Source organism: Campylobacter sp. P0103 (assembly GCF_002139545.1).
In the GTDB taxonomy this organism is placed as follows: Bacteria; Campylobacterota; Campylobacteria; order Campylobacterales; family Campylobacteraceae; genus Campylobacter; species Campylobacter devanensis.
Genome location: NZ_MJKG01000004.1, coordinates 124,336 through 142,048, shown reverse-complemented (window position 1 = coordinate 142,048; position 17,713 = coordinate 124,336). Strand labels below are relative to the sequence as shown.

The following is a 17,713-nucleotide window of genomic DNA, read 5'->3' as shown; positions in this document are numbered from 1 at the left end:
CTCAAATTCGACTTGCTATCTCTTCAGCCCTAGCCAAAATCTCCTTAGCTCCTTTATTTATAAACTCATCAGCCAAAATATCGCCTGCTACCTTATAATCACTCTTATCAAAGAGCCTTTCATCTCTTAAAATTTCCTTCCCATCTGGGGTACCTAAAATAGCCTTAACTATGATTTTATCGCCATTTAAACTAGCATTTACACCAATTGGAGCTTGACATCCGCCATTTAGTTTATGGACAAACGCCCTCTCAATAGTCGTCTCTATCACGCTTTTTTCATCATTTAAAAACTCAATAGCCTCTAAAATATCAGCCCTATCTACTGCTTCAATACCCAAAGCTCCTTGCCCCATTGCTGCAATAGTATTAAGCAAAGATACATAATTTACCTCTTTATGGAGTTCAAGACGATTAATTCCAGCCATAGCAAGTATAATAGCATCAAATTCACCATCTTTAAGCTTAGCAATTCTTGAGTTTACATTTCCACGAAGCGAGATAATCTCTAAATCAGGTCTAAGAGCTAGAAGTTGCATTCTTCTACGCAAAGATGTTGTTCCAACTCTTGCACCATTTGGAAGCTCATCAAAGCTTTTAAAATTCATACTTAGCATAGCATCATTTATATCTTCTCTACTACAAACACAGGCCAATTTTAACCCATCTGGAAATGTAGTTGGTACATCTTTTAAACTATGCACAGCAATATCAGCCCTTCCATCAAGCATCGCATTCTCAAGCTCTTTGGTAAATAAACCCTTACCACCAATCTTAGCTAATGGAGTATCTAAAATAACATCGCCTTTAGTCTTCATAGTAATAATCTCTATATTATGACCACGAGCCTCTAAAAGATCTCTAATATGATATGTCTGCCAAAGTGCTAAGGCGCTATTTCTACTTGCGATTTTAATATTCATCTATCTCTCCTCTATAATCTCTACATCTATTATATCATCATTATGATTGGTTTGACGATATTTATTTTGATTATTTTGATACCTAGGAGTACTAAATTTAGAATAAATTTTTAAAGCTAAAGCAACTCCGATCACAATTACCCCAAAAATATCGCTTAACATCCCAGGAATTATAAGAGCCAATCCACCAATAGCAAGCCCCAAACTACCAAAAATATCTTTGATATTAAAGTAGTTTATATTTTGAAATAAATTAGTAAATCCATAATTTAGTATTAAAATTACGCCAAGTAATGCACTAAGAAAAATCTCACTAAATAGACTAAAAAATCCGAATTCTAATACATATAAAACAACCAATACTATCTCTAAAAAGATATATGGTAGCAATGAAATTCTAATCATACAAGCTCTTTTAATTTGCCTAAAATTTCACTAGAAGCAACTTTTTCTTTTATTAAACCATCTCTGATTATCAATTCTACTTCTGCATTAGCTAGTCCTTTGCCTACTACTACACCAAATGGATTTCCAATCAGCTCAAAATCGGCCATCTTTACACCAAACCTCTCATCTCTATCATCTAATAACACCTCAATTCCAAAGCTCTCAAGTCTGCTTTCTAATTCTAAAGCAAATTTAGCCTGGGCTTCATCTTTGAAATTTGATACTATGATATGGACGCTAAATGGAGCGCACTCTTTTTTCCATACGCATCCCTTATCATCATGGCTAGACTCTATAATCACAGCTTCTAATCTACTCACACCAATACCATAACATCCCATTATAAACGGCTTTGCCTTGCCATTTTCATCTAAAAATGTAGCATCCATCGCCGCTGAATACCTATCGCCTAATTGAAATATATGGCCGACTTCAATCCCTTTGGTAAGGCTCAATCTCCCACCATCAAGGGCTTTATCCCCATCTTTGATGGCTACTAAATCTTTAAATCTATCTTTATTGAAATTTATAATGCTTACGCCAATAGCGTGATAATCTTTTTGATTTGCTCCACAAATCATCTCATATTCGCCATCAAGCTCACTATCAATATAGAAATTCACCCCCTCAGGTAGCCCGATTGGCCCACAATATCCAGCTACTAATCCAGCATTTTTAATCTCATCTATATTAGCATCACATAGCCCTAATGCCCCACAAGCATTTAGTGCTTTTGTCTCTTGAAGTTCATCATCTCCCCTTAGGAAAAATATCACAACTTCGCTTCTATCTTCATATATAGCCTTTTTGATAACAGCCTTAATAGTATAAAATGGATCAACTTTAAAAAACTCACTCACACTTGCGATAGTGCTACAATTAGGCGTATGAAATTTAAGCATTCCATTGCTTTTTGGGCGTTCTGCACTACAAGTGCGTTTAGCCCTTTTAGCAGCTTCAATATTTGCAGCATAATCTGAACTATCACTAATTAAAATATCATCTTCGCCATTATCAGCAAGCACCATAAACTCTTTGCTTCCACTACCGCCAATAGCTCCACTATCAGCCTCAACGCATCTAAAATTTAGCCCAAGTCTAGTAAAAATCTTACTATAGGTCTCTTGCATCAAGTCAAACTCACGCTTTAAATCTTCATAGCTAGAATGAAAACTATAGCTATCTTTCATTATAAATTCACGACATCTCAAAAGCCCAAATCTAGGTCTAGCCTCATCTCTAAATTTTAATCCAATTTGATATAAATTCAAAGGTAGTTGCTTATAGCTATTTACTCTTCCACGCACCATATCCACCACGCTCTCTTCGTGTGTTGGCCCTAGAACAAAATCATTTCCTTTTCTATCATTTAGCCTTAAAAGCTCGCTTCCAAATTTAAAAAACCTCCCACTTTGCTTCCATAATTCACTAGGCACGACAAAGCTCATAGATACTTCATTTGCTCCAGCTTTATCCATCTCATCTCTAATGATATTTTCTATCTTTCTTAAAACCCTTTTGCCAAGTGGTAAGAAGTTATAAAGCCCACTACCAGTTTGTTGGATAAATCCAGCCCTAAGCAAAAACTGATGGCTAGGCAAGGTTGCGTCTTTTGGCGCCTCTTTTAGTGTTGGGATATATAATTTGGTAAATTTCATCTACTCTTCCTCTTTTAATTCTATTTTATCAATTTTAATATCAAATAGATACTCTAATGCATTAAGTATCTCATCATTATTTCTATCTTTTAATCTCATAGTAGGCGTGTGTAAAAATGCCTTGAAAACTTGATGAACTAGCTTTCTAGCTTCATTTTCATCACAGCGTTTGATATAGCCTTTTTTGATCGCTTTTTCTATCTCTAATTCGGCTATATTCTTAGCTTTAAATCTAAGGGCTTTTATAGCTGGCGTGCTATTTTGTGATGATCGCCACTTGAAAAACTCGCTAGTCATCGCACCTACGATTGCATATGCCGTGCTAGCTTGCTCTTCTCTTAGCATGATATTACTTTTTACTATACTTTCTAAGTCATCAACAGCATAAACTGATATATTATCACTATAACTCAAATCAATATCCCTTGGTACAGCAATATCAAAAAAATATCTATTAAACTCAACTGACTCTATAATCTCATCAGTTATTATAGGCTCATTGGCACCTGTGGCACTAAATATGAGTTGATATCTATTGATAAGCTCTTTTAATCTGCTAAATTCAGCCACACTAGCAAGCTCACCTAGCTCACTAGCTAAATTTTTAGCTCTATTGATATCTCTATTTACTATAATTACATTGACCTTAGAGTGAATAAGATGCTTACATGCTAAGGCACTCATCTGACCAGCACCCACTACTACAGCGCTCATTCCACCTAGATTGCCATATATCTCTTTGGCTTTTGCTACTGCTACACTTGAGACTGATACGGGATTTTTGCTAATTGTCGTTGCAGCTCTAATTTTAGAAGCGCATTTAAAAGCAAAATGTATAGCATAACTGATATTATCACCGCAATTTCCATTATCATAAGCAAATTTAAAAGCCTCTTTTAACTGACCTGCTATCTGCGTCTCGCCAATTACAAGGCTATCAAGTGAGCTAGCCACGGCAAATAGATGGTGGATAGCCCCATCATCTTCATAAATATCAGCTCTAAGCTCAAGCGCATCATAAGGTACAAGGGTTAAAATTGAAATAGAATTTAAAATATGCCTAACACACTCATTTATTTTAGATACATAAGCAAAAACCTCAACTCTATTACAAGTGCTAAGAATCATAGATTCAATTATATTTTCATTAGCACTCAATAGGCGCAAAATCTCCTTTTTACGGCTCTCATCACTTAAAGATAGCTTCTCTCTAATACTAATATCTGTATTTTTATGCGTAAAGCTAATACTTATATAATGCATTAAAACTCCCTATCTATCATACTTGTGACTATATCCTTTAGCTCTTCATCGCTTACTGAGGCTATAGCTTTAGCACCTAAATCTTTAGCAAATTCTTTGCATTTTTGAATGATATCAAACTCATCAAATTTATCTTTAATCCATTTAATTTCACCCTTATCAAGCTCTTTGCCCCATAGGCTTTTTAAAATCTCTTTATCATCTAAATTTAAGGCATTATATAAAAAGATATATGGAAGAGTTGTCTTGCCCTCTTTATAATCACTAAATGCAGGCTTACCAAGTGTAGCTACATCAGCGCTAATATCAAGTATATCATCTACAATTTGAAATGCTAGGCCTAAATTTTTACCATATATAGAATACGCACTCTCATCTAATTTGGCGATTATAGCCGCACTTCTTGCTGCTGCTTCTATCAAAACTGCTGTTTTAAGCTCTATCATTTTTAGATATTCATCTAAATTTGGGCTAAATTTACTACCCATATCTACATCCATCATCTCACCAATGCTTAGATCAAGAACTGCTTTAGATATAATTTTAGCAATTTGAGGATCTAAACTTACAATCTCATAAAAGCCCTTAGAGTATAAGATATCGCCTAGCATTATTGCGTTCTTAGAGCCAAAAAGTGCATTTATACTAGGCTTACCACGCCTAATAGTAGAATCATCTATGACATCATCATGTAGTAAGCTTGCTAAATGTATAAGCTCTATTACCGCACATAGCCTAAGCGAAGTCTCATTTTGACCAGCTATCTTTAAAATTAGCTTGCTTCGTAGCTTTTTGCCGCTACTAATATTATTAAACATCTCAAGAGCTCTATTATAACCACACTCCTTGACAAACTCATATAAAATCTTATCAACCATAAAACTTCCTATCTATCTGGTATATACTCTATCTCAACTCTAGCACTTTGATCCATTATCAATACGTCAAATACTACACTGCCATCATAATGTCTATACTCTTTAAAGACTAGATATAAATCCACATTATCTACAAGTGGGTTTTTGATAAATGCCAAAATCGGCTGACGATACATCTCTAACCCCCTTCTAAGACTTAAGACAATCTGGCGTGGATATTTTCTAAATTTAGTATGAACTACTAAATTTGTATTATCATAAAGAGTCCACGAAAACTCAAATTCGTCTTTTATCTGATGGCGCCTTTCAAAAAATATAATCTTAGCCTTCTCATCTTTTTTAAGGATAAATTCCTTCTGATGTGTCCATTTTGGAGCTACACCATATAGCAACCCAAAACAAAAAAATGGCAAAAGCCAAAGAGTTAATCTACTCATTTTGTGTTAATATTTTCCCTGTAATATCTATATATATATCATTTAGTCCGCTCTCCATAGCATCTGGATTTAACGCCTTAAAGCTATCTATTTGAACTTGTGTAATACCACTACTCTCAGCCAGCTCTCTTAATGCTACAAGCTCACTAAATAAAATTTCAAGCTCATTTTCTACTATATTTCGATTAGCATTATAGACAATATCAAAAAATTTATCCTTAGGCTGACCACCAAAAATATCATCAAATATCATTATACTCTCCTATCTTATTATATCTCGTTGACCTTTTGAATTTGGCGGAGTTAATACGCCATTTTGTTCAAGCTGTTCTATTATGCTTGCAGCTCTATTATAGCCTACTTTTAATCGTCTTTGTAAATAGCTTATAGATGTTTTTTCTTCGCTTAAGACTATCTCCTTAGCCTCATCATAAAGCTCATCTATTTCACCGCTAAATTCTCCGATACTGCTATTACTAGCATTATCATCTTTTAAAAAGCTATTTTCATATACTACACTCTCTTGAGCTTTTAAAAACTCAGCTATATGATCAATCTCCTCTTCACTAGCAAATGGCGCATGTAGCCTGACTACTCCAGGACTTCCAGGTGGGGTAAAGAGCATATCTCCACGCCCTAGCAAACTCTCTGCTCCCATCTGATCCAAGATAACCTTGCTATCGATTTTTTGCCCTACTCTATAGCTAATGCGACTTGGCAAATTCGCCTTTATAAGCCCAGTTACTACATCTACACTTGGGCGTTGTGTTGCTACTATTAGATGAATTCCGCTAGCTCTAGCCATTTGAGCTAAGCGACCTATATGAAACTCCACATCCTTGCCACTTGTCATCATAAGATCAGCTAACTCATCTATGATAACTACTATAAAAGGCAAGGTCTCACCGCCATCTTTTTTCATCTTTTCATTGTAGCTCTCTATATTTTTTGTGCGAGTTTGGCTCATTATCCTATATCTACGCTCCATTTCAGCAACCAAATTTGCCAAGACCGCTATAGCCTTTTTAGGCTCAGTTATCACAGGTGTTAGCAAATGCGGTATATCATTATACATACTAAACTCAAGCATCTTAGGATCTATCATTATAAGGCGCAAAGTTTTAGGTGAATTACGATATAATAGGCTTAATACCATCGCATTTATACCTACACTTTTACCACTTCCTGTGGTTCCAGCGATTAAAAGGTGTGGTAATTTTTTAAGGTCAGTTATAAATGGATCCCCTACGATATCTTTACCAAGTGCTAAGGTAAGCTCACTTTTGGCATTTTTATATATCTCGCTTTGTAATATCTCTTTTAGATATATAGTCTCTATATTTTTATTTGGAATCTCTATCCCAACTACATCTTTACCAGGGATTGGGGCTTGAATTCTAATAGTTTGAGCTTTAAGAGCCATCGCCAAATCATCTTGTAGGGTCAAAATTTTACTTACTTTGACATGAGCTGCGGGCTTAAACTCAAAAGTCGTTACCACGGGCCCAGAGTATGTTCGCACCACATCTCCATCTATCTTAAATCTTCTTAATTTATCTAATAAATCAGCAATTTTTTGATCTATTTCAACCTCATTTATAGCCTTACTACGCTTTGGTGGATCCTTTAAAAAATCCAAACTTGGCAACATAAAATCCTTTGGCTTTTCTATTTTGCCTGTCTCAATTTGGCTTAAAAGCTGTTTATTTTCAGCTACTTCATTAAGGATTATAGCGCCACTTGATGTTGATTTTGGCTCTTTTAACAAAGATATATCAGTATCTTGAGCAATCTCGCTTGGAATTTGGTTTTGCTCATCATCTATATTAAATTCGCTAAATCTATCAACTTTATCTACATTATCTATCTCTACTTCATCAAGCTCTTTTTGTTGGGATTTTTTTCTAGATTTTGATACTTTAGGCTCAGATGTAGTGCTTTGAGATTTAGCTACTTCTAGATTATTATTGTTAAATTTTACCTCTTGAAACTGAGATATCTCTTCATCTTTAATATTAGATTCTAAGGCTGAATTTGGGCTAAATTTAGGTATAGATTTAAATACAAATGCCTTTTTTATCATTACATCGAGCCTATCATCAAAGCTAAGCCCAAATCCAATAAAAAATATCATTAAAATAAAAATAAATGTCCCAATACTACCAATCACACTCCCAAGCGCCTCATAGCTAAATCCACCAACTATGCCGCCAGCTATAGGATTAAACATCGCACAAAGCAATAAAAAAGCATAAAATAACATCAGCGATCCAATGATATTTCCAGCTATTTTTAGGCTAAATTTCGTATAAGATTTATATAAATTATAAACAGGATATAACAAAATAAATGGGTAAAAATATGACGCATAGCCAAATAGTCTTGCATTATACCAGCCTAAAGCGCCACCATAACTCCCCACAAATGAAGCATGCGGAACGATAGTTGCCACACCAAGATATACAAGCACACAGATAGCTACAACCAGCAAAATCTCTCGCAAAATCGTAAAATCCTTGAATAAAACTTGAAAAATCCGCTGATTATATCAAAAATTTTGTTATATATTGCTTAGTTTGTATTGATTAAAAAGCGATTTAAGCCGCCATTTTAAGCTAATAAAATTAGCAAATGGCGACTATTTTTAAATTTTATAAATACTTTATAATAGCTATATTACATATAATTAAGTAGGCTAATTTTACTAATCATTGATGAAGTTTGTAGCATTGCTTCAAACTGTGTTAGATACTGTTTATAAATTAGCATACTCTCACCCAAATCAGCGCCAATAACATCATTTTTAATACTCTCCACATTAACATATAACATACTAGCTCGTGAGCTAGAACTCTCTAATACATTAGTATATGAACCAATCTGTGTATGGAGTTTATTTACATGATCTTGGATATGGTCAATTCTCTTTAGAGCGCCTTGGATTCCAGTAGTACGAGCATTAGTACCATCTGGATTGCCTCTATAGCTACCATCTCTTACAGCTGCTATCATAGCATCTAAATCTTTAAAAATATCCACACTTGGCTCATCTATGCTAATCATATTATTAGCATTAAAATTAAATAGCGACCCTGCGACTGTAGAGTTAGCCTCTTTACCAAATTCAGGTTTATCAGCACTAAAAGTCTCAAAAATAGATATTTCTATATTTGATACGGTTGCGCTTTTGTCTGTGATTTGCATTTGGCCTCTATAATTTAGCTCTACATTTACACTAGCATTAGCACCATCTACAGCTTTATTATAAGCTTCAAATCTAGCTGTAGCGTAATCTGCGTTATTGATTATAAGATCTTTTACCTTGCCTATGGCTTCTTGTTTATTAGTTACTGGAAAAGTAAGCCCAGCCGCATCTACTGCTTGATCTATTATAGCTTCTGTAGCAGGGTCATTAACATTGGTTTTTAATCTTGTTTTAAGATCATTAGCATTATTAATTGCCACATTTGGGAATAAATTTTGATCACTTAAATTTTTTGCTACTTGATTACCCACTCTATCATCTGGTAAGTTACCCGCTGCTACCATAGCTACTATATCATTTAACTGTTTATAGCTTATATCATCAGCTTGAGTTACGACCCCATCTGTGGTTTTAGTAGCTTCATTATACTTGCCTAACATTATATTGCCTTGATAGACTGGGACTGGTGTGAATCCACCTGGCGGAATTATCGGCGTTCCATCTGCGTTGGTTTCAGTGATGGTGAGTTGCGTGGCCTTAGGAACACTAGCTGAGAGCGGATCGCTAAAATCTATCTTAACTTGATAATATTTACCATTTTTAGATTTGATATGCATAGTCATATTGCTATCAGGGTTATCTTGCAGTCCAGCACCAGCTACATCTTTTAGCTTAGCAGCATCAGTAGCAAATGTATTTTTACCCTTGACTACTTGAGAGACTGAACCAGTTAGGATATTATCTTTTTTGGCAAACTGTAGCTTGTTATAGTCAGTAGCATCGTTTTTAACCCCTAGAGTGTCTTTAAAGTCGCTTTTGATAAATTCAGTTAAATATACTTTGCCATTTTTGACATTTTCTTCGATAGTTTCTAAATCGGTTAAGTCACTGACATCAACCCATGAACCATCTTTATCACGAACTTTGGTGCTAGACATTTCACGAACTTGATCAGCATTATTTGGATTAAATGCAGTAAAATCAGTTGCATCTATACCATTATTGCCAAGATCGTTTAAATCTAGTGTAAATGGTGGATTACCGATATTTTGTACAACTTGATTATTAACTTGAAGTTGGTTAGTATTACTTAAATTAATTGTATATGTTTGATTGTTATTATTGCTTACTGCTGTAATTTCAGTTATATTGCCATTAGCGTCTTTTGTAGTTGTTATTTTATAATTGCCAGATGTTTGAGGGTCAATATTAATCTCATATTCACCAATCTTATACTTCTCAGTTGATTGTTGCGGAGTAAGGCCAAATAGATGAAGCTCCATCATCTGATTACCATTTCTAATATCAGTTATCTCGATTTGGCCGCTATTATTTAGAGTTACTTGAACTAGTGGATTTTTACCTTCTTTATCATTGCCTAGAGCGTAGCCGATATTATCTAGTAGGCTTTGGATAGATGAGTCTGGGGTCATAGTTACCTTGGTAGAAAATGTAGAGCCATCTGGCTTTCTACCTTGTAGGAAAAATGTAGTTGGTTGATCTTTTACTGCATCTTTTGTAAAATCATCCTCTTTTGGCGGATTAGCTTTATTAAATTCTTCACTACGGTAATTAGTACCTATTAAATCTCTTAAATCATCTCCAAGCCCGACATATTTGATTGGCTCATCAGGATTAGCAAATTTATTATAATTATTAACCAAATTCACATTTGTCGTTATAACCTTTTTATAATCATTATCCGAGCCTAGAAATAGTGATTGACCGTTGATATTGTAGTTAGAAGTTTGATTAGTGCCAATTACTGCTTTTATGCTCTCAGCATTACCATTATAGTTGCCTAAATCATCAATTGGCATAGTATCTAGCGCAGTTCCTGAGAATAGATACTGGCCATTTATGGTAGTATTAGCTATATCGATTAGATTTTGCTTGATACCTTCTAGGTCATTAGCAATAGCATTACGAGAAGTTACATCGTGAATATCATTAGCTGCTTGGATTAGTTTGGTTTTAAATTCAGTTAGCTTTAGCACAAAATCATTTAACGCCTTATCGCTATTTTTTGAAAATTCAGTAGCCTTTAGTGTTGTAGATTCTACTTGTTTGAGTAGATTACTCTCATACTCCAGCCTAGCAGCATCGACATAGATACCGCTACCTTCATAAGCGTAATTGATTTTTAACCCTGTACTAAAAGCCTGATGAGACTTATATAGTGAGTTGGAGTTCTTTTGGTAGTTATAGACATTATTGAAATTCATAAGCTGGTTGGTTATACGCATTTGCACTCTCCTAAAAATTTAGGAATTTTACAAGCAAATATCATTCCCAAACCAGCAAATTTAGTAGAAAATCCCTGCTAAATTATCATAATCCTAGTACATTTACTACTATTACAAATCCAATAGCAGAGCCTATCATTGCTATTGGTAGAGTAATTACCCATGCTAGACCAATTGGCTTTAACATTCCCCAGTTGGCATTGCGATTATATAATCCAATACCAAGTACCGCTCCTATTAAAACATGAGTAGAGCTAATAGGTAATCCCATTTTTGTAGCGATTAATATAACTATACTTGCTGATAACTCCGCACTAAATCCAGTCGTAGGCAAAATCTCTGTAAGCTTACTCCCAACAGTAGTTATCACCTCTTTACCTAAAAACCATAACCCCACAACAAGTGCTACGCCAAATGTAACCATAGCTGCTGTAGGAATCACTGTAGTGCTATTAATAGCGCCACTTTTTAACACATCTAAAATCGCAGCAAATGGCCCAACGGCATTAGCGATATCATTTGCACCGTGAGAAAACGCAAAAGACGAAGCAGTAAATATCTGAAACCAACCAAAGATTCTATTAATCCCTTTTTGCGGATTATCTCTTTTCATCATATTAATAATCGAGAAACTAAGCAAATATGCAACTGTACCAATAACACATAAAATCCATATAGTCTCAATTGTGCTAAAGTTTAAGTTCATATGCTTTAACCCTTTAAATAGCAATGTAGATGAGATAATCATCGCTGCAACTGCTGCTAAAATCGGGATATGAAGTCTCATATATTTCATTGTATCAATTAATTTTTCTTGTCCTTTGAATTCTCTAATCTTATCTCTAAAAGGGCCACTGCCTATGATTTTTTCATCATAACTCATGGCAATAGCTTTAAGCTCTTGAATTTGTTGCGACTGGCTCTTGCTAGAAAGCTCGTTTATATAATTTTCTTTAAATGCTCTTTTTTGTGCTTTTATCGCTTTAATCTGAGTATGTAGATCCATACTTGGAGTTATAATTTTAGTTTTGATATAACCATAAACGATATAAGCAATAACTCCACCCATTAGCGGAGATAAAACCCAGCTAAGAGCAATACTACCAATAGAACTCCATTTAACCATATCTAAGGTATTGCCATTATCATAGTATAAATACCCCATCATAAGGCCAGACCCTACGATACCACCAACGATAGAGTGAGTAGTAGATACTGGCAAACCCTTTTTAGTCGCTACAAATAGCCAAATTCCAGAACTCATAAGAGCTGAGAGCATAACAGCAGCAAAAATCATAGGATTGATATCACCGTTATTTGGTAATATGACAATACCACTTCTAATAGTATTTGTAACTTCAGCTCCAGCAAATACAGCGCCACTTAGTTCAAATACAGCTGCGATTATTAGCGCTTGTTTAATAGTAAGAGTCTTAGCTCCCACGCTTGTACCAAATGCATTAGCAACATCATTACCGCCAATATTAAAGGCCATAAATATGCCAAAAACACTAGCTAAAATAAAAAAGATTAAATGATGGCTTGATATATATCCATATCCCCATATAAAAAAGACAACTAAAGAAATGATAAAAACTGAAGTAAAAAATAAATTGTCCCTACCCAAGCAATACCTCCAAAAAATTTCTTCTATTTTAGCTTTTTAGGCTTGAATTTTGACTGAATTTATGCAATATTTTACTGATTCTATATAACTTTCAACCCTTGCTTTAGATTGATACGCAATATCAAAAGCAGTTCCATGATCTACACTAGCACGGATGATTGGCAAATTTAAACTAATATTAATTGAGCGATCAAAATATAACGCCTTAAGCGGTGCTAAGCCTACATCGTGATACATAGCTATTAGACGATTAGTAGATTTTAGTGAATTTGGGGTAAATGCAGCATCAGGTACAAGCGGACCGATAAAAATTTCTTTACCGATTGTAGCATTGGCTGCTTTTATAGCCATTTTTATCTCTAATTCTTCTTTGCCTCCAATAGTTCCATTATCACTAGCATGAGGATTAAAGCCTAAAACGCCTACTTTGCTAAATTTAGTTGAAGCATAAAAGTCTAATAAGAAATTTTTAACTTTATTAAATTTAATCTTTTTACTAACATCTTTAAGTGGCGTATGATCACTAAATAGTGCAACATAAAGCTTCTCGCAGCCTAGCATCATAATAGCACTAGTTTTAAAATAATCACTTAAGGCATCAGTATGGCCTTTGTATGGAATCTTAGCTTTTTTCCAGCTCTCTTTATTAATTGGCAAGGTTACAAGAGCGCTAGCCTTTCCTTTAGTAGTGAAATTTAATGCATTTTCAAAGCTAATAAATGAGAATTTGCCACTTTTTTTGCTTACTTTACCTGGCTTTATCTCAAAATCATCACCACACTCATAAATCTCAAAATTCTTTGGAATATTGATATTTAAAATTTTAGCTGCTTGGTTTAAAAGCTTAGAGTTTATAAAATATATTGGTTGGCAAATTTTACTAATCTCTTTATGAGCTTTTAACGCAATCTCAATTCCAATGCCATTTATATCGCCTACACTAATTGCAATTTTGGGTTTCATTTGATTAACTCTTTCATATCTTTTATAGCTTGACTTAATCCAGTAAAGATTGAGCGAGCTATAATGCTTTGACCGATATTTAGCTCAAAAATCTCTGGGATATTTGCTATTAAACCTACATTTTGGTAGTTTAGTCCATGGCCTGCAGCGACATTTAGTCCTATATTTTTAGCAAATTTAGCAGCCTTTTTTAATCTATCTAGCTCAAATTCAAGCGCCTCTTTAGCATTTGTATGTTCTAATGATTTTATACTAAATTTAGTCTTTGGAATATTTGAATACGCCATTAAATAGGCATTAGCAAAACTTCCAGTATGCAATTCAATAGTATTAGCTCCTAACTCTTTAGCTGCTATTATATCATCTGAGTTTGGATCGATAAAAAGTGAAACATCAATTCCAGTCTCATTCATAGCTGCTATGGTACTAGGTAGTTCTGGACTAGCTAAATTTAATCCACCCTCAGTAGTTAACTCTTCACGCCTCTCAGGAACTATCGTAGCACGATGAGGAGAGAGCTCTAGTACAATATCAGTAATAGCAGTAGCGCACTCTAAATTTACTGGAATAGTACAAAGATTTACAATATTTATAGTATCTGTATCATCTATATGTCTGCGGTCTTCACGCAAATGTATTGTGATCTGATCTACACCAGCATTAATAGCAGTAAACATTGCATTTAAAATATTTGGATCATTTACCCTTCTAGCTTCTCTTAATACAGCGACATGATCGATATTTACACCTAGTTTCATATTTAATCCTTATGAGTTTATATAGTTTTTTTGTTCTTTAAAATATGGTTTTAACGCTTCATACGCTAGACCAATTTTTTGAAATTTATCTGTATAGTCTTTTTGAATTTTATCTGATTTAGTAGCGTGACGATCTGGATGATAAACTTTAGTTAAATTTAAATAACTTGCTCGAACCGTCTCATAATCATCACCAACTTCACACCCAAGCGTATGAAAATGCTCTTCTAAAAGACTAGCTAGCATACCAAATCTTCGTTTATACTCTTTAGAATTTAGCACATTAAAACGGCGTTTAAATCGCTCAAATTCCTCTTTATCGTAGTTGAAATTTACTACATATTTAAGATGCTCTCTGCTATTTATAATATTTGAAAGACTCTCTATATCTCTTAGACTTTGCGGAGTAAAAAGCAGCCAATTTTGTCGTGGGTAATATTCACAATTTGCATCATTAAAACCACGCATTAGGTATTTAGCAAATAACTCCTCGCTATTTTTTAAATCAAATAGCACTTTTAACTCTTCAAATCTGATATCTATATCTATTAACACCTGAAGCGAGGTCGGATTTTTATAGACTAGCTTGATATTTTTATGATGAGTTAGCCAAAACTCTACTCCGCTACCGACAGTTTTTTTATATAAATTTGCTATAAATTTTAGCAAATATTTACGCTGGATCAGCTCATTTTCGCTATAAAATATAATAATTCTATCACGAGTACCAATCACATTAGCAAAACTTTGGCGAATTTTATAAATAAGATTTAGGTACAGATCGCAATCATCAGTTACTATAGTAATTGACTCTAATGTCTGTGTAATCTCCATTTCAAGCCCTATTTTTTAATTTTGGACTTTTAAAGCAAATTGCGTTCCATTAAAACTATGAATCTATCCAAATAGTAGGTTCATCTAACTCACAATACTCTTTTAGAATTTGATATGGTTTATAGTCGCTTTTATACTCTAAGCTTTCACAATTTTTGACATAAAATCCTAGATAAATCCACGGAAGTTTATGCGCTTTAGCTAATAAAATTTGGTTTAAAAGCGAATATTTACCAAGGCTTAAATACGCATAATCTGTATCCCAAAAGCAATAAATCGAGCTAATTCCATCGCTAGTAATATCAATTAAATCTACACAGATTAGACTATCTTTATCATAATAATCTACCTCAAAGCCAAACTCTCCAGCACCATCTACATAAACACTAAAATAGCGTTCATAACTCATTTGATGATACTCCCAGCCTCGCTTATTTTGCATAAATTTATGATATTTTTCATATAGATTTATATGTTCTTGGCTTAGATGTGGGCGAGTTACTACAACCTCTATACCAGCATCTTTATTTTTACGGATTACTCGCCTTAAACTTTTAGTTAATTTAAATTTTTGAGCGTCTATTCTTAAGCTTTGACACTCATTGCAATCTTTACAAATTGGCTTGGAAAAATACTTGCCAAATCTCCTATAACCATGCTCTACTAAAGCAGAATTATAAGCATATGACGCTTCATAAATATATTTATAGCTACTTCTAGAATAACGACCCTTTAGATACGCACAAGGCGTATCTAAAGTACTAAATTCAATCTCAGTCAAGCTTTTTTATATCCGAATATTTGATAAATTCCATAAATTCATCTCTTAGTCTAGCCTCTTTATCAGCTATTACCTCTGGCTCAGAAAATATATCTTTAAACTCATCACGGTTTGGATTTGGTTTTGGTTTTGAAACTGGGGTTTGAGTCTTTTGCTCTTTAACCATCTGCCCTTTTATCTCTTTTAAACTATCTAAAAAATCCATATTTACCCATTTTCTCTACTAGATTTTACTTTTTGAATCGCTGCTGTAATAGCTGCAATGACCTCTTCTTTGTTCTCTTGATTATGATCGTGAGTATTTTCTAAGATATCTTGAAGTCTCTCTTCAATATAGCTAGTATCAAAAAATCCTCTTCTAAAGTGTCTTCTTTTAGATATAGCTAAAAGAAATGGCAGTGTGGTTCTAACACCCTCGATTGTAAACTCATCTAAAGCACGCTCAAGCTTACTTACAGCCAAATCATAACTTCTAGCTTTTACTATTAGTTTAGCTACAAGCGAATCATAAAATGGCGGTATAGAGTATCCTTGATACATATGACTATCTACCCTTACACCAGGGCCAAGAGCAGGGAAATAACCTGTGATTTTACCAGGACTTGGAGCAAAATTTTTCCATACATTCTCAGCTGTAATTCTAGCCTCTATAGCAACACCTTGAGGTTTAACTTCTGTTTGATCTATATCTAGAATTTCCCCTGAAGCAATGCGAATTTGTCTAGAGATTAGATCGACTCCCACAATCTCCTCAGTTACACCATGTTCTACTTGAATTCTAGTATTCATCTCCATAAAATAGAAGTTATTATAATCATCTAATAAAAACTCAATTGTCCCCGCATTAGTATATCCAACAGCCTTAGCTGCTGCAACTGCAGCCACACCCATTCTCTTACGCAAATCTTCGCTAATAGTAGGACATGGCGCAATCTCAATCACCTTTTGATGGCGTCTTTGAATAGAGCAATCCCGCTCACAAAGGTGAATTAAATTACCATAATTATCACCTAAAATTTGAAATTCAATATGTCTAGGTTTTACAATTAACTTCTCCATAAAGACTTCATCGTTATTAAAAAATGCCTTAGCCTCTCTTTTGCAACTCTCATAGCTACTTTCTAAATCTTTAGGATCCCATACCTCTCTAATACCACGACCGCCGCCGCCGCCGCTTGCTTTTAAGATTACTGGATAGCCTATTTTTTCAGCTTCTAATTTTATAGTTTCAATACTTTCTTTATTTAACGCTTCAGTGCCTGGCACAACTGGAATACCATTTTTATGCATTAGATTTCTAGCGATATTTTTATTACCCATTTTTAGTATTACTTCAGATTTTGGCCCAATAAATGTAAGACCAGCATCTTCAACCATCTTAGCAAATTCATAATTTTCACTTAAAAATCCATATCCAGGATGTATAGCATCAGCACCACACGCCTTAGCTACTTCTACTATTCTAGCAGCATCTAGGTAGCCTTTAATCGGGTCTTTGCCTATCTCATATGCCTCATCAGCAACTTTTACATGAAGTGATTCTTTATCAGGTTCAGTGTATATGGCTACATTTTTGATATGTAAATCTTTACACGCTCTAACGATTCTAACAGCTATTTCGCCACGGTTGGCAATCAAAATTTTATATATCATAGAATTACCTTTAAAAAATTTTCCATTCATTGTAGCTAAAT

Annotated in this window: 16 protein-coding genes; all 16 read right to left on the bottom strand. The window is 34.3% G+C overall.

The features are described 5' to 3' along the window. Window position 1: 1 nt before the first annotated feature. Window positions 2-922, bottom strand: coding sequence for a hydroxymethylbilane synthase (hemC, locus tag CIGNP103_RS05870; RefSeq protein ID WP_086268750.1), 921 nt, complete (start codon window positions 920-922; stop codon window positions 2-4). Further along, window positions 923-1,327, bottom strand: a complete 405-nt coding sequence (locus CIGNP103_RS05865; RefSeq protein WP_086268749.1) for an FxsA family protein — start codon at window positions 1,325-1,327, stop codon at window positions 923-925. Further along, window positions 1,324-3,027: a proline--tRNA ligase gene (locus CIGNP103_RS05860; protein WP_086268748.1), complete on the bottom strand. Its 1,704-nt coding sequence runs from the start codon at window positions 3,025-3,027 to the stop codon at window positions 1,324-1,326. The genes CIGNP103_RS05865 and CIGNP103_RS05860 overlap by 4 nt, the downstream gene beginning before the upstream one ends. Then, window positions 3,028-4,290: a glutamyl-tRNA reductase gene (gene hemA, locus CIGNP103_RS05855; RefSeq protein ID WP_086268747.1), complete on the bottom strand. Its 1,263-nt coding sequence runs from the start codon at window positions 4,288-4,290 to the stop codon at window positions 3,028-3,030. Next, window positions 4,290-5,168: a polyprenyl synthetase family protein gene (locus tag CIGNP103_RS05850; protein WP_086238647.1), complete on the bottom strand. Its 879-nt coding sequence runs from the start codon at window positions 5,166-5,168 to the stop codon at window positions 4,290-4,292. Before CIGNP103_RS05850 ends, hemA begins: the two co-directional genes overlap by 1 nt. Window positions 5,169-5,176: 8 nt before the next feature. After that, a complete protein-coding gene (locus CIGNP103_RS05845; protein ID WP_086236128.1) occupies window positions 5,177-5,605 on the bottom strand; it encodes a hypothetical protein in 429 nt (142 codons plus the stop codon). Further along, on the bottom strand, window positions 5,598-5,858 hold the full coding sequence (locus tag CIGNP103_RS05840) for a DUF2018 family protein (RefSeq protein ID WP_086226182.1): 261 nt from the start codon (window positions 5,856-5,858) through the stop codon (window positions 5,598-5,600). The genes CIGNP103_RS05845 and CIGNP103_RS05840 overlap by 8 nt, the downstream gene beginning before the upstream one ends. Window positions 5,859-5,867: 9 nt before the next feature. After that, a complete protein-coding gene (locus CIGNP103_RS05835; protein WP_442861924.1) occupies window positions 5,868-7,835 on the bottom strand; it encodes a DNA translocase FtsK in 1,968 nt (655 codons plus the stop codon). A 446-nt stretch (window positions 7,836-8,281) separates the two neighbouring features. Then, complete coding sequence (locus CIGNP103_RS05830) at window positions 8,282-11,056, bottom strand: flagellin N-terminal helical domain-containing protein (protein ID WP_086268746.1); 2,775 nt, start codon at window positions 11,054-11,056, stop codon at window positions 8,282-8,284. Between the two features lie 85 nt (window positions 11,057-11,141). Then, the gene (locus CIGNP103_RS05825) at window positions 11,142-12,683 is read right to left on the bottom strand and encodes an inorganic phosphate transporter (protein ID WP_086229276.1); all 1,542 of its coding nucleotides are present in this window, start codon (window positions 12,681-12,683) and stop codon (window positions 11,142-11,144) included. A gap of 36 nt (window positions 12,684-12,719) precedes the next feature. Next, window positions 12,720-13,646: a 4-hydroxythreonine-4-phosphate dehydrogenase gene (gene pdxA, locus CIGNP103_RS05820; protein WP_086226185.1), complete on the bottom strand. Its 927-nt coding sequence runs from the start codon at window positions 13,644-13,646 to the stop codon at window positions 12,720-12,722. Further along, complete coding sequence (locus CIGNP103_RS05815; RefSeq protein WP_086268745.1) at window positions 13,643-14,404, bottom strand: pyridoxine 5'-phosphate synthase; 762 nt, start codon at window positions 14,402-14,404, stop codon at window positions 13,643-13,645. Before CIGNP103_RS05815 ends, pdxA begins: the two co-directional genes overlap by 4 nt. A 9-nt stretch (window positions 14,405-14,413) precedes the next feature. Further along, window positions 14,414-15,238: an adenylosuccinate lyase gene (locus CIGNP103_RS05810; RefSeq protein WP_086226187.1), complete on the bottom strand. Its 825-nt coding sequence runs from the start codon at window positions 15,236-15,238 to the stop codon at window positions 14,414-14,416. Between the two features lie 55 nt (window positions 15,239-15,293). Next, the gene (locus CIGNP103_RS05805; RefSeq protein WP_086268744.1) at window positions 15,294-16,019 is read right to left on the bottom strand and encodes an arginyltransferase; all 726 of its coding nucleotides are present in this window, start codon (window positions 16,017-16,019) and stop codon (window positions 15,294-15,296) included. Beyond that, complete coding sequence (locus tag CIGNP103_RS05800; protein WP_086226189.1) at window positions 16,012-16,224, bottom strand: hypothetical protein; 213 nt, start codon at window positions 16,222-16,224, stop codon at window positions 16,012-16,014. The genes CIGNP103_RS05805 and CIGNP103_RS05800 overlap by 8 nt, the downstream gene beginning before the upstream one ends. Window positions 16,225-16,226: 2 nt before the next feature. Then, window positions 16,227-17,702, bottom strand: coding sequence for an acetyl-CoA carboxylase subunit A (locus tag CIGNP103_RS05795; RefSeq protein WP_438939281.1), 1,476 nt, complete (start codon window positions 17,700-17,702; stop codon window positions 16,227-16,229). Window positions 17,703-17,713: the final 11 nt, after the last annotated feature.

What these genes read in the sequence shown, in the direction of transcription:
- hemC (WP_086268750.1), bottom strand. Translation starts at nt 922, where the DNA reads ATGAATATTAAAATCGCAAGTAGAAATAGCGCCTTAGCACTTTGGCAG.
- CIGNP103_RS05865 (WP_086268749.1), bottom strand. Translation starts at nt 1,327, where the DNA reads ATGATTAGAATTTCATTGCTACCATATATCTTTTTAGAGATAGTATTG.
- CIGNP103_RS05860 (WP_086268748.1), bottom strand. Translation starts at nt 3,027, where the DNA reads ATGAAATTTACCAAATTATATATCCCAACACTAAAAGAGGCGCCAAAA.
- hemA (WP_086268747.1), bottom strand. Translation starts at nt 4,290, where the DNA reads ATGCATTATATAAGTATTAGCTTTACGCATAAAAATACAGATATTAGT.
- CIGNP103_RS05850 (WP_086238647.1), bottom strand. Translation starts at nt 5,168, where the DNA reads ATGGTTGATAAGATTTTATATGAGTTTGTCAAGGAGTGTGGTTATAAT.
- CIGNP103_RS05845 (WP_086236128.1), bottom strand. Translation starts at nt 5,605, where the DNA reads ATGAGTAGATTAACTCTTTGGCTTTTGCCATTTTTTTGTTTTGGGTTG.
- CIGNP103_RS05840 (WP_086226182.1), bottom strand. Translation starts at nt 5,858, where the DNA reads ATGATATTTGATGATATTTTTGGTGGTCAGCCTAAGGATAAATTTTTT.
- CIGNP103_RS05835 (WP_442861924.1), bottom strand. Translation starts at nt 7,835, where the DNA reads ATGTTTAATCCTATAGCTGGCGGCATAGTTGGTGGATTTAGCTATGAG.
- CIGNP103_RS05830 (WP_086268746.1), bottom strand. Translation starts at nt 11,056, where the DNA reads ATGCGTATAACCAACCAGCTTATGAATTTCAATAATGTCTATAACTAC.
- pdxA (WP_086226185.1), bottom strand. Translation starts at nt 13,646, where the DNA reads ATGAAACCCAAAATTGCAATTAGTGTAGGCGATATAAATGGCATTGGA.
- CIGNP103_RS05815 (WP_086268745.1), bottom strand. Translation starts at nt 14,404, where the DNA reads ATGAAACTAGGTGTAAATATCGATCATGTCGCTGTATTAAGAGAAGCT.
- CIGNP103_RS05810 (WP_086226187.1), bottom strand. Translation starts at nt 15,238, where the DNA reads ATGGAGATTACACAGACATTAGAGTCAATTACTATAGTAACTGATGAT.
- CIGNP103_RS05800 (WP_086226189.1), bottom strand. Translation starts at nt 16,224, where the DNA reads ATGGATTTTTTAGATAGTTTAAAAGAGATAAAAGGGCAGATGGTTAAA.
- CIGNP103_RS05795 (WP_438939281.1), bottom strand. Translation starts at nt 17,702, where the DNA reads ATGAATGGAAAATTTTTTAAAGGTAATTCTATGATATATAAAATTTTG.